At 65.0% G+C, this 12781-nt stretch carries 10 protein-coding genes; 5 read left to right on the top strand and 5 right to left on the bottom strand.

The annotated features are described in order from the left end of the window. The first annotated feature begins 19 nt into the window (after positions 1 to 19). The 5 genes from SR858_RS15475 (at position 20) to SR858_RS15455 (ending at position 6714) form a co-directional block, all read left to right on the top strand. Positions 20 to 2203 (top strand): EAL domain-containing response regulator, encoded by a 2184-nt coding sequence (locus SR858_RS15475; RefSeq protein ID WP_019919903.1) that lies wholly within the window; start codon positions 20 to 22, stop codon positions 2201 to 2203. 7 nt (positions 2204 to 2210) lie between these two features. After that, complete coding sequence (locus SR858_RS15470) at positions 2211 to 3995, top strand: DUF885 domain-containing protein (RefSeq protein WP_019919902.1); 1785 nt, start codon at positions 2211 to 2213, stop codon at positions 3993 to 3995. A gap of 97 nt (positions 3996 to 4092) precedes the next feature. Then, positions 4093 to 5391 (top strand): DUF945 family protein, encoded by a 1299-nt coding sequence (locus SR858_RS15465; protein WP_019919901.1) that lies wholly within the window; start codon positions 4093 to 4095, stop codon positions 5389 to 5391. Between the two features lie 22 nt (positions 5392 to 5413). Then, positions 5414 to 5953 (top strand): GNAT family N-acetyltransferase, encoded by a 540-nt coding sequence (locus SR858_RS15460; RefSeq protein WP_026636929.1) that lies wholly within the window; start codon positions 5414 to 5416, stop codon positions 5951 to 5953. An 86-nt stretch (positions 5954 to 6039) separates the two neighbouring features. Next, positions 6040 to 6714 (top strand): hypothetical protein, encoded by a 675-nt coding sequence (locus SR858_RS15455; protein ID WP_019919899.1) that lies wholly within the window; start codon positions 6040 to 6042, stop codon positions 6712 to 6714. A gap of 16 nt (positions 6715 to 6730) precedes the next feature. Here SR858_RS15455 and SR858_RS15450 read toward each other — a convergent pair whose 3' ends face one another. The 5 genes from SR858_RS15450 to SR858_RS15430 all read right to left on the bottom strand — a co-directional run bounded on the left by SR858_RS15450 (position 6731) and on the right by SR858_RS15430 (position 12773). Next, the gene (locus tag SR858_RS15450; protein ID WP_019919898.1) at positions 6731 to 7624 is read right to left on the bottom strand and encodes an NAD-dependent epimerase/dehydratase family protein; all 894 of its coding nucleotides are present in this window, start codon (positions 7622 to 7624) and stop codon (positions 6731 to 6733) included. A 102-nt stretch (positions 7625 to 7726) separates the two neighbouring features. Next, a complete protein-coding gene (locus SR858_RS15445; RefSeq protein ID WP_019919897.1) occupies positions 7727 to 8488 on the bottom strand; it encodes a GDSL-type esterase/lipase family protein in 762 nt (253 codons plus the stop codon). Next, positions 8485 to 9774, bottom strand: a complete 1290-nt coding sequence (locus SR858_RS15440; protein ID WP_019919896.1) for an MFS transporter — start codon at positions 9772 to 9774, stop codon at positions 8485 to 8487. Before SR858_RS15440 ends, SR858_RS15445 begins: the two co-directional genes overlap by 4 nt. 40 nt (positions 9775 to 9814) lie before the next feature. Further along, the gene (locus SR858_RS15435) at positions 9815 to 10777 is read right to left on the bottom strand and encodes a sugar kinase (protein WP_026636927.1); all 963 of its coding nucleotides are present in this window, start codon (positions 10775 to 10777) and stop codon (positions 9815 to 9817) included. Then, positions 10770 to 12773: a DUF4962 domain-containing protein gene (locus SR858_RS15430; protein WP_019919894.1), complete on the bottom strand. Its 2004-nt coding sequence runs from the start codon at positions 12771 to 12773 to the stop codon at positions 10770 to 10772. The genes SR858_RS15435 and SR858_RS15430 overlap by 8 nt, the downstream gene beginning before the upstream one ends. Positions 12774 to 12781: the final 8 nt, after the last annotated feature.

Here is a 12781-nt window from a genome sequence, read left to right as displayed (position 1 = left end):
GGCGCGATAGAGAGTATTCATGCACCGGGACTTATCGGAACAACACACCAAGGGTGAAGTGCTGATCGTGGAAGACACGCCGGCCTCGCTCAAGCTCCTCAGCGACCTGCTGACCGACGCCGGTTACTCCGTGCGGCAGGCGCCCAATGGCGAACTGGCCTTGTGGACCGCGCAATCGCGCCCGCCTGAACTGATCCTGCTCGACATCCGCATGCCCGGCATCGACGGCTTCGAAGTGTGCCGGCGCCTGAAAGAATCGCCGGAACTGCGCCAGGTGCCGGTGATTTTCCTCTCGGCCCAGCATGACACCGACGACAAGGTACGCGGCTTCGCCCTGGGCGCGGTGGACTTTATCGCCAAGCCGTTCCAGGCCGAGGAAATCCTGGCCCGCACCGACGCCCACGTACGCCTGGGCCGCGCCCAGCACGCGCTGGCGCAGGAGCGCGCCACGCTCGAACAGCGGGTGGCCGAGCGCACGGCCGAACTGGCGCGCGAGATCGAGCAGCGCCGCGCCAACGAGGAATTCATGCGCCTGTCGAGCCAGGTGATCGAGGCTACCCGCGACGCCATCGTCGTCACCGATCCCGAGGCGCGCATCGTCGCCACCAATCCCGCCTTTACGCAAATTTCCGGCTATACGCGGGAAGAAGTATTGGGCCGCAATGTGACCATGCTGCATGCCGGTGAACAGGATGCCGCCAACCTGGGCGTGGTGGTGCAGGCCATGGCCAAGAGCGGCCACTGGTCGGGCGAGCTGCTGGCGCGGCGCAAGAATGGGGAAACCTATCCCGGCCTGCTCAGCGCCTCCACCTTGCGCAATGCGGCGGGAGAGGTCACCAACCACGTGGCGCTGTTCCTCGATATCACCGAGCGCAAGGCCGAGCAGCACCTGATCGACTTCCTGTCCCACCACGACGCACTGACCGGGCTGCCCAACCGCCTGCTGGCGCGCCAGCGCTTCGAGCAGTCGCTGGCCGGCGCCCGCCGCGACGGCCGCTGCGTCGCCGTGATGTGCCTCGACCTCGACCGCTTCCGCAGCATCAACGACTCCTATGGGCACGAGGTAGGCGACAAGGCATTGCAGGTGGTGTCGCACTTCCTCACCGACAGCGTGCGCGAGGGCGACATCGTCACCCGCCAGGGCGGCGACGAATTCCAGATCGTGGTACAGGACGACAGCCAGCTGGGCGCCACCATGGCGCTGGCGCAGAAAATCCTGGCCGGCTTGCGCAAAGAGCTGGTCATCGACGGCCAGCAGATCACGGTCACCGCCAGCATCGGCATCGCCGTCAGCCTCACCGATGGCGACAGCTTCGACGAACTGATACGCAGCGCCGACACCGCGCTGTACCGCGCCAAGGAAACCGGTCGCGATAACTACGCCTTCTTCACCGAGCGGATGGACGCCGAGATCCGCGACAAGCTGGCGATCCAGAGCCAACTGCGCGGCGCCATCGCCCGCGACGAATTCGAAGTCCACTATCAGCCGCAAATGTGCCTGCGCAGCGGCCGGCTGGCAGGCGCCGAGGCGCTGCTGCGCTGGAATAACGCCGTGCTGGGCCGGGTGCCGCCGAACCGCTTCATTCCCCTGGCCGAGGAATATGGCCTGGTCAATTCGATCGGCGACTGGGTGCTGGAAAGCGTGTGCGCACAAATCCGCGCCTGGCAGGACCAGGGCCTGGGCGAGGTCAAGGTGTCGGTCAACCTGGCCGCCGGCCAGTTTGCCAACGACGCCACCGTGCCTTACGTGGAAAGCACGCTGCGCCACTTTGGCATTGCGCCGTCGTGCCTGGGCCTGGAGATCACCGAGGGTACCGTGATGGGCGACCCGGACAAGGCGGTGGCCGCGCTGCACCGGCTCAAGGACATCGGCGTGTCGATCTCGCTCGACGACTTCGGCACCGGTTATTCGAGCCTCGGCTACCTCAAACGCTTCCCGATCGACACCCTCAAGATCGACAAGTCGTTCGTCGACGACGTCACCACCAGCGCCAACGATGCGGCGATCGCGCTGTCGGTCATCTCGCTGGCGCACAACCTCAATATGCAGGTGATCGCGGAGGGCGTGGAAACGCGCGAACAGGTACAGTTCCTGACCGAGCGCGGCTGCGACGAAATGCAGGGATACTTTTTCAGCCGCCCGGTCAGCGCCGGCGAGTTTACCGAATTGCTGCGCGAGCGGCGCAATCTGTTTGACGTCTAGGAGCCTTATGCACAAGAAGTTCAGCACCATCGAGTTCAGCACCATTGCCGGCGTGGTTGCCGGCGCCTGCCTGGTATTGTCGATGAACGCCCAGGCGGCCGCCAGGCCCGGACCGGCCGACGCCCGCTTCAAGGCCATCTACACCGAAGAACTGAAGTGGCGCCAGACGCAGAAGCAGGAAAGCGACGAAGATGACGACAATGGGGTAACCGCCGCGCTGCCGCGCATCGACGCCGCCACCCAGGCCAAACGGCTGGCCTACTGGCAGGGCGTGCTGAAAAAGCTGGACGGCATCAACCCGGCCAGCCTGTCCGGTGAAGAGCATATCAACTACCAGGTGTACAAGGCGCAGATTGCCGCGCTGGTGGCGGACATCGCCTTCCGCGAATACGAAAAGCCGCTCAACGCCGATACCGCGTTCTGGTCCAACCTGGCCTATTCCGCGCGCCGCCCGATGACCACCGAGAAGGAATACCGCGCCTACGTCCGCCAGTTGAACGATGTGCCGCGCTACTTCGACGAGGAAGTCGTCAACATGCGCGCCGGGCTGGCGCGCGGCTTCACCCCGCCCAAGGTGACGCTGGTGGGGCGTGATTCGTCGATTTCCTCGGTGGCAGACGCGAAAACGCCGCAGGACAGCATCTACTATGAGCCGTTCAAAACCATGCCGGCCACCCTGCCGGCGGCCCTGCAGGACGAATTGCGGGCGCAGGGTGTCAAAGCCATCGCCACGGCGGTGCAGCCGTCGTTCGTCAAGCTGCTCGCTTTCATGCGCGACGAGTACGTCCCCAAGGCGCGCGAAGACCTGGCTGCCGAGAATCTCCCCGACGGCAAAGCGTATTACCAGTCGAAGATCGTCGAATTCACCACCACCAATCTGACCGCCGACGAGATTCACCAGATCGGCGTGGCGGAAATGGCCAAGATCCGCGCCGAGATGCAGGACGTGATCAAGCAGACCGGCTTCGAGGGAGATTTGCCGGCCTTTTTGCACTTCCTGCGCACCGATCCGCGCTTCTACGCCAAGACCCCGGAAGAGCTGTTGATGCGCTCGGCCTGGGTCGCCAAGAAATTCGACGGCAAGGTGGCCCAGTACTTCGGCTACCTGCCGCGCCGCCGCTTCGCCATCATCCCGGTGCCGCCCGACCAGGCGCCGTTCTACACGTCGGGCCGCGGCGGTCCGGGCATATACCTGGTAAACACCTACAACCTGCCATCGCGCGCGCTGTACAGCATGCCGGCGCTGACGCTGCACGAATCGGCGCCGGGCCACGCGTTCCAGATGCCGGTCGCGATGGAGCAGAAAGGCCGGCCGTCGTTCCGCAACGCGTACATCTCGGCCTATGGCGAGGGCTGGGCGCTGTACACGGAACGTCTCGGCGCCGAGATGGGCATTTACGAGACGCCGTACGAAACCTTTGGCATGCTCAGTTACCAGGCGTGGCGCGCTTCGCGGCTGGTGGTCGATACCGGCATCCACAGCAAGGGCTGGACCCGCAAGCAGGCGCAGGACTACCTGCGCGCCAATACCGCGCTGTCGGACCACGAGATCGAAACCGAGGTCGATCGCTACATCTCGTGGCCGGGGCAGGCGCTGTCGTACTACCTGGGCCAAATGAGCATCATCAAGGCGCGCCGCAAGGCGGAAGCCGCGCTCGGCGAAAAGTTCGATATCCGCCATTTCCACGACACCGTGCTGCAACTGGGGTCGGTGCCGCTGCCGGTGCTGGAAGCGCGGATCGACCTGTTCATCAAGGAAGGCGGCAAGAGCCCGTACCCAAGCCTGGATTAACGCCAGCGGTGACAATTGGCGCATTTTTGACCACGGCGGATGAAGTAATATTGTTCTTTTGAATAATCCGACTTCATCCGTTTTCATAGGCATCCCCGTGTACAAAAAATCCGTTGCGCTCGCCGTATCAAGCTTGTTCTTCAGTCTCGGCGCGCAGGCGCAGCAGCCGGACAAGGCTGAACCTCCTTCCGAAATTGTCCAGGTCTACACCGAGGCAGCCAGGGAAGTGAGCGTGCTCGACGCCACGGAGCCGAACATCAACAAGCGCATCGCCGCTTACGACAAGTTCTCGTTTTCACCTCAATTGCGGCCGCGCCTGCAAGCGATCTTCGGTACCGACAAACCGTTCGCACTGCAGCGCCTGCCCGACAGCCGTGGGCGAAAGCATTACCAGAGCATGCTCAAGGCCGGCAGCCATACCGACAAGCAAGGCCATGCCGCGTGGAGCGATATCATCCTCAAGGGCGACACCAGCGCGGCCGGCAACCAGATAAACTACACGGGCGAGATGGCGTCGCTGAATGTGGGCGTCGCCAGCCGCCTGCAGCTGTCCGACCTGCGCCTGGCGGGCAGTCAGGCGCGTGCCAGCGATGGCCTGTGGTACGGCGACGTCAACATGAGCGTGGCCCGTATCGCTGTCGAAGACGGCACCGCCGGCAAGCTGCTGATGGAGGACTTGCGGTTCAAGACCGACATGCAACGGCGCGGCAAGACCGTGGACCTGGCGTACGGTTTGTCGATACGCTCGGCCGGCGCGGGCGAGCACCAGGTCGAACGTATCAACGTCGCCACCCGGGTGCTGGGCATGGACGGCCAGGTGATGGCCGATTTCACCCGGTTCGCCAGCTCGCCGCAGTTGCAGCAACTGGCCCCGGCGGCGCAAACCCAGGTAATGCTGCGCAAGTTCAAGGAGCTGGGCGTGGCGCTGCTCAAGGGTGGTGTGAGCGTGGTCATCGACGACATCAGCGCCGCCTGGCGCGGCCAGGTCGCCTCGATCAAGGGCCGCATCGATTTTGCCAAGGCCACCGACGCCGAATTGAACTCGCTGCCGGCGATCGTGAAAAAGCTCGCGGTGCGGCTGGAAGTGCGGGTGCCGGTGGTGATCATCGAAGAATTTTCACGGGCCAGCGCCGTCAAGGCAGTCAAATCGAGGCCGCCCGCCGAGCAGGCCGCCAACCCGGCGCAAATGGCTGCCTTGGAGCAGAACATGGCCGACAAGGTGATGGCCGATATCCGCCAGTCCGGCTTCGCGGTCGTGGACAAGGACGAGGTGCGCACGGTGATCGAGCTGAAAAACGGCGTGCTCACGCTGAACGGCAAGGGGCCGTCGATGTTCGGCCTGAAGAACGGCAAGCTGCCGATGCCGTCGACGCCGATGCCGGTGCCGGCCAGGTAACACCGACCGATCCGGGCCCACCATGACAGACTCTCACATCCATTTCTCCGGCCTCGTGCTGCGCCCGTTCGCCGATACCGACGCCGCCGCCTTTGCTGCTGCCGTGGTGGAATCGGTGCCTTCGGTATCGCCGTGGATGGCGTGGTGCGCCAGCGACTACACCGCTGCCGATGCGCTGGAGTGGTTTGCCATGTGCCGCGCCAGCGAGGCGGCGGGCACCGCGTTCGAGTTCGGCATTTTTTGCGAACCAACGGGCGATTTTCTCGGCGGCGCGGGTCTCAACGACATCCGCCCGCTGCACCGGTTTTGCAACCTCGGTTACTGGGTGCGGCAGTCGCGCCAGAGGCAGGGCGTGGCGACGCGCAGCGTGCAGGCGCTGGCCGCGCATGCGTTTGGCGCCTTGGGCTTGCACCGGGTGGAGATCGTGGTCGCGGTCGGCAATACTGCCAGCCTGGCGGTGGCGGCGAAATGCGGTGCGTTTGACGAGCGCGTGGCGCGCAACCGGCTGTGCATCGATGGCCGGGCGGTGGATGCGCACGTGTTTTCGCTGGTGCCGGAATAAGGCAAACACGTTTGCCTGGTGCGTGACTTGAATGTTATTATTTATGCATTGCATTAATTTCAATCAATTCACTGTCTCAGGTCACCATGTCCACTGCACGCAATCTCTCGAAAACAATCGGCATCGCCCTGCTGGGCGCATTTGCCATCCCTATTGCCGGCTTCTCCGCGTTGTTCGCGCTGATGATGCTGCTGATTTTCGTGTTCCTGGACGGGTACCGGACCTTCGGCGTGTTCGTGACGTTTGCGATTGCCGCCGGCATCTGCTACTTCGCCATCAAGACCCTGGTCGGCATTGCCGGCAAGAACGCGGCCTTCGTCCGGCATATCAATGCCACCGAATCGCTGGCGCTCGACCCCGATAATATGCTGGGTGCACCGAGTCCGGCGTTCCTGGCTTTCGATCAAAGTCACCGCAAATTCGCGTTCTGCGACCGCGTGTCGGGCGAATACCGCATCCTCGATTTCAGCCACGTGCTGAGGTGGTATTACGACTGGGGTACCGGCACCCGGATGGACGTGCACATCATGCCCAACGTGAATGCAGCCGGCATGCCAGTGACGAACACCGGCTTACCCTACATGAACGTGCCGGGCACGCCGATGCCGCAGGCCGGCACGTCCCACACCGAATATAAAAAGAACTTCAAGCTGGTGCTGGAGACAGCCGACGTCAAGAACCCGATCTTCACGTTCCCGATGCAGGGCGAAGCAGCCGCCCAGCGCTGGTGCGCCAGGCTCAATGCCATCTTCAACGGCTGATGCCGAGCGATACCGCCTAGCGCAGCATATCGTTCGCAATCCAGTCCATCACCGACGGCCCGTGCGGCTGCCATCCCAGCAGTTCGCGCGCCTTTTTACCGCGCACGCGGCTGTTGGAACCGAGGCCGTACGACGCCATCTCGTAGCCCCATTCCTCTTTTGCCTCGTCGAGCGGCCAGTCCTGCGGTTCACCCAGGCCCAGCGCCCTGGCAATCGCCGCGCTCATGTCGCGGAACGATGCCTCGCCGCTTTCCACGAAATAGAATGCGCCTGCCGGGCTCTTTTCCAGTGCCAGCAAGTACAGGTCCACCACGTCGTCGATATGGACGTTGGACCAGATGTTCAGGCCCGCACCGACGTGGCGCACGATGCCGCTCTTTTTTGCCTGCTTGAGCAGGCGGGGCAGCTGCACGCTGTCGCGCGGCAGCGCGCCGTGGCCGTAGATCAGGGTGTTGCACAGTACGGCTGAACGCACGCCCTGGCCGGCAGCGGCCAGCACCAGGTTGTCGATCGCCACGCGCGCGGCCTTGTCTGCCGTGGGTTCCGGCAGCCGGTCTTCGTAGTAGATCTTGTCGGTACCCAGGCCGCCGGAGGCGTCGCCGACGATGCTCGAACCACTGGTGTGCAGGAACGGCTTGCCCGATCCGGCCAGCCCTTCGATGATCGCTTCAACCGCCGCGCGGTTGTCGCTGCTGGCGGCGTTGATGACGGCATCCGCCGCGCGTGCTTGCGCCACCAGCAGGTCGTGGTCGGCCAGCGTGCCGATGATGCCGGTCACGCCGATCTTTGCCACTTCGGCCACCTGGTCCGGGTTGCGCACCAGGCCCACCACCTGGTGGCCGGCCTTGACCAGCCCCGCTGCGATCGAACCGCCGATAAAACCTCCCGCGCCTGTGACAAATACTTTCATGCCGTGCTCCCGTTTGATTGAAGGATCAAGTATGGGAGCGATAGCCGTGCGCACCAAGGTGCGCACGCACAAAGCTGTTTTGACTGCCGCGCAACAATGCACTTACGGCGTGGCCATCATCTCGTCGAGCAGCGGCGCCATCGCATCGGCCCACAACTGGTAGCCGGCAGCGTTCGGATGCAACTGGTCGGGCATGACGGCATCCGGAATCTTGCCGTCCTTGTCCAGGAACACGCCGGTGATATCGAGGAAGCGCACCGTCTTGCCGTCATCCATCCGCGCCAGTTCCTGGTTGACGGCGCGGATGGTTTCCATGCGCCTGGCCGCTTCCGCGACAAAGGCCGGCGTGACCGGGCCGCCGAAGCGGTCGCGCGGGCCGCGCGGAAACACGCCCAGCAACAGCACTTTGGTGCCCGGCAGTTTGGCGCGCACCATATCGACGATCTTGCGGTTGGCCGCCGCGATATCGGCCGCGCTGTAATCGAGACTGTTGTTGGTGCCGATCATCAGCACCGTGACCTTGGGCGCAATGCCGTCGAGTTCACCGTGCTCGATGCGCCAGATCACGTGCTGGGTGCGGTCGCCGCCGATGCCGAAATTGGCCGGCTGGTACTTGCCGTAGTACTTGTCCCAGATCTCGGGCGCCTTGCGCCAGTTGTCGGTGATCGAGTCGCCCAGGAACAGCAGGCCCACCGGGCCGCTTTTTGCGCGGGCCAGGTTGATCTCGTGCTTTTTGAGGAACTTGCCATCGTCCTGCTTGGGCGACGCGATGGATGCGCTTTCACGCGGATTGGTTTGCGCCAGCGCGGGGGCGGTAAGCAATGCCAGCGACAGCAGCAGTGCGCGGGAAGTCAACGACATCATGGGTTTTCCTTTACTTGAACGGCATGGGGACGCACGGGCTCCACGGCGCCGCCGAGCCAGATCGACAGGTACACCAGCGGGACCAGTGCGGCGCCGAGGACAAAGAACAGCGTATAGTTGCCACCGGCCGTGAGCACCGGCACCAGCTGCATGCAGCCGATCACGCCCAGCACGGCGGCCGTGCCACTGACGCCTGCCAGCGAGCCGACGGTGCGGCCGGAGAAGAAGTCGCTGGGCAGGGTCTGGATGTTGGTGATCGCCGCCTGGAAGCCGAACAGGATCACGGCAATCGACAGCACGGCGGCCAGCGGCGTGGCAGCCACGGTGGTGAGCAGCAGGGCAGGGAACATCACGATCAAGCCAAGCGCGATGACGAATTTGCGGGCCCGGTTGACCGACCAGCCGCGCTGCAACAGGCGACCGCAGAACCAGCCGCCGGCCAGCGCTCCGATGCCGGCGCCCACGTACGGCACCCAGCCGAACAGGCCAATCTGCTTGACGTCGAAGCCGAATTTCTCGTTCAGGTACAGCGGCAGCCAGCCCACGAACAGCCACCACACGGGATCGATGAAAAAGCGCGCAGCAATCACGCCCCAGCTCTGGCGGTGGCGCAGCATCTCGCCCATGGTGGGCACGTATTCGTCCGCGACGGTCTGCGTGGTTTTTTGCCCGCCGAGAATGTACGCGCGCTCGTCGGCGGTGATCCACGGGTGCGAGTCCGGGCCGGATTTATACACGATCAGCCACGGCACGATCCAGATGAAACCGAGCGCGCCGATCAGGATGAACGTGGTTTTCCAGCCCACGTACGCATACAGGAAGGCGACCAGCGGCGGCGCGATGATCGAACCGACCGAGGCGCCGGCGCCAAAAATGCCCTGGCCCAGCGCCCGTTCGCGCACCGGAAACCATTCGGCGATGGCCTTGGTGGCGCCGGGCCAGTTGCCGGCCTCGCCGATGCCAAGCAGGGCGCGGAACAGCGCGAACGACAATGCGCTGCGCGCGACAAAATGCAGGCCGATCGACACCGACCACACCACGATCGACAGCAGGAAGCCGATGCGGGTGCCGAGCGCGTCGAAAATTTTACCGAACAGCGACTGGCCGATCGCGTAACCGATCAAAAACACCGTGATGATGTTGGCGTAGTCGCGCTTGTCCAGACCCAGTTCGGCGGCAATGCCCGGCCACATCACCGCCAGCGCCGAACGGTCGATGTAATTGATGATGGTGGCGGCGGCGACCAGTGTGATCACCAGCCAGCGCAGCCCTTTTTTGGTTGTCATGCCCTTGTCTCCTTATGGTTTATTTATGGGCGATGGTGGCTTACGGCATTGGCGGCGCCATGGCGTCCGCCAGCTGTTCGCGCGTGGGCAGGCCGTCGCAGTCGCCGCGGAACTGCACCTGGCGCGCGCCGATGGCGTTGCCGCGCGCGGCCGCTTGCGGCAGCGGCAAGCCGTCGAGCAGGGCGCTCAGCACCCCGACCGCGAAGCCGTCGCCGGCGCCCACCGTATCGACCACCTTGGCCACCGGCTGGCCGGGTACCGTGCCGCGATTGCCGCCATCGGCGTAGTACGCGCCGTCCGGTCCCAGCTTGACCACCACCTGTTGCGCGCCGCGCCCCAGGTAAAAGTCGGCGATGCCGGCAGCGTCTTTGCGGCCCGTCAGCAGGCGGCCCTCCGACAGCCCTGGCATCACCACGTCGGCAAGGCTGGCGAGATCGTTGATGGTGGCGATCATCGCGGCTTCGGAAGGCCACAGGCGCGGCCGCAGGTTGGGGTCGAACGTCACCAGCCGGCCGGCCGCGCGGGCTTGGCGCGCCATGGCGAACACCAGTTCGCGGCAGCCGTCCGACAGCGCCGCCGAGATGCCGGTCAGGTGCAGCAGGCGCGCCTGCTGCCACGGATCGGGTTCGCGCAGGTCGGCTGGCGACAGCCGGCTGGCCGCCGAGCCGCGCCGGAAGTATTCCACCTGCGGGTCGCTGCCATCATCGTTCATTGCCTTGAGCATGAAGCCGGTGGGGTGCGCCGCATCGATGCGCACGTGGCTGCGGTCGATGCCTTCGGCATCCATGAAGGCGAGCAGGTTGGCGCCCAGGCTGTCGTCGCCCAGCGCGGAAACGTAGTCCACGCGGAAACCGAGCCGCGACAGGCCCACCGATACATTGAGTTCGGCGCCGGCGGTGGCGCGCTCGAAGTCGCGCACTTCTGCCAGCGGTTTGGCTTCGCGGGCGATGAACAGCGCCATCGCCTCGCCCACGGTCACAACATCGGGTGTGCGTTTATCCATTGACTGGCCTCATGGTGGTGACGATCGACGTTTCGCGCGCGGCCGGCATCGAGATGCGCAGCACCGAGCCGCGCTCCTCGCGCGGTCCCTTGTCGACGTTGCCGGGCGGGCCGGCCGCCGTGACCACGCCTTTTTCGATCACTGCCCTGGCGCCGGCGGTCTTGATGTCCACTTGCAGTGCAGCCGGCTTGCCGGCCACCACGTAGCGCTGCTGGCCGCCGGCGGCAATCGTCGTATCGCCGTGTACTTGCGCCGTCAGCACGACGGGGCGCGCTGCGCGCATGCGGTCGGTCGTGGTCCAGGCGCCGCCTTCGTAAGTAAAACGGCGCTCCAGCTTGTCCACGCCCAGCTCCTGCCGGAACGCGCCGGTGAGGTCGGCCACGATTTCGGCGCGGTCGGCGGCCAGGTTGACGGTGGTGAGGCGAATGCTGTCGAGCCGCGCATATGGGTAGTCGGCAAAGGCGTCGTGGCCGTGGCCCTCGTTGGCCTGGCCCTGGCCGTCGATCAGCACCGTGTTACTGAGGTTGCTGCGCGGGATGCCGGCGTAGCCCATCGGCCCCGATAAATACGTGCCGTTAGCGTACAGGATAAAACTGCCCGCGTCCGGGTGCGAGTGGCCCATCGACAAGTGCCAGTCGGGCAGCTTGTCGAACAGCGTGGCCGCGTGGTGGCCTTCGGGCGGGCCGGCGCGGAAGGCGAACGCGGTGGCCCGGTCGGTCCAGTCGCTGCGCCAGTACACGGTGCCCAGGTCGTCGAAGTGGTGATGCGGCGCCAGCGCGGTGATTGGCGCGGGCTTGATGGTCGCGTCGCGCCATTGCAGGGTCCAGAAGTCCTCCGCGCATACGTGGCCGAGGGATTTCATCCAGTCCGCCACGCCCTGCGCCTCCGCACTCTTGAAGCGCGCGGCCAGGCGGTAGATCAGGTTGTAATTGGAATGCAGCTTGCCGTTCGGGTGGGTGCGCGCCGCCTCATCGCCATGGCGCGAGCGGGTGAGCGGGCCCTCGAAGGCGTCACCGAAGTCGAAGATGTCCTGGCCGTTGGGCGTGAGCGAATGGGCCATGTACAGGTGGGCCTTGCGCAGCGCCGGGTGGTCGTACAGATCGTCGCCGGCCGCGTGCGCAAAGGCGTCGAGCGCGTGGATAATCCACGGCATCGAGAACACCCAGTACTCCACGCCTTCGTAAAAATAGCCGTCGGGCGAGGCCACGTCCAGCACGCGCGAGAAGATCGCCCGCGACTGCGCGGCCCAGGCGGCAGCTTCCGGCACTTCGTCCCAGATCGCGTACGCAGCGATGGCCAGGCCGGCAATCGGGATGAAGCAGTGGTTCTGGCTATACGAAAAAGTCTTGCCCGGCTTGGGCGCGAAGTGCGCAGCCAGCAGGCGCGCCTGGTGCGCCAGCTTGTCGCGGTAGCGTTTGCGCTCGTCTTCGGTCAGCACGTCGAACAGCAGATCGTAGCCCATGCCCAGGCCGTAGAGCAGGTGGCCGGCAGCCAGGTCCACGTTCGGTTTGCTGTAGGTGTAACCCCATACCGGATAGCTGACCGCCGCTTCCATGTACTTGCGGGCAGCGGCCAGGTAACGCTCGTCGCCCTCGATGCGGTAGGCCATAGCGGCGCCGGCGATGCCGATGGCCACCGTGTTCTGGGCGCGGCGCTTTTGCGCGGGCGAGGGCGCCGGGTCCTGCTTCATGGCCACCAGGCCGGACAGCGCCTGCTGCCACTCGGCCTTGTGGGTGGTGGCAGCCCGTTGTTTGAGGTCGGCCAGGCCGGCGCTGGTGATGAAGACGCGGGGATGGACGCCGCGCAGTTCGGTGCGCAGCGGCGCCGGGTGGGCCTGCATCAGTGCCTGCAGCGGGTGCGGGCCGCCCTTGGCCTTGCCCTGCCTGGGGCCAAGCGCTTCGCGCGCGTCCTGCGCCAGCAGGCTGCTTGACGAAAAAACGGGCAAAGCCAGGGCTGCGGCGCCCAGGAAACGGCGTCGTGTGATCGATGGATTCATGGGGATTC

The organism is Duganella zoogloeoides (assembly GCF_034479515.1).
Lineage (GTDB): Bacteria > Pseudomonadota > Gammaproteobacteria > Burkholderiales > Burkholderiaceae_D > Rugamonas > Rugamonas zoogloeoides.
Note: the sequence above shows the minus strand (reverse complement) of the source record. Positions and strands in the feature narration are given on the sequence as shown.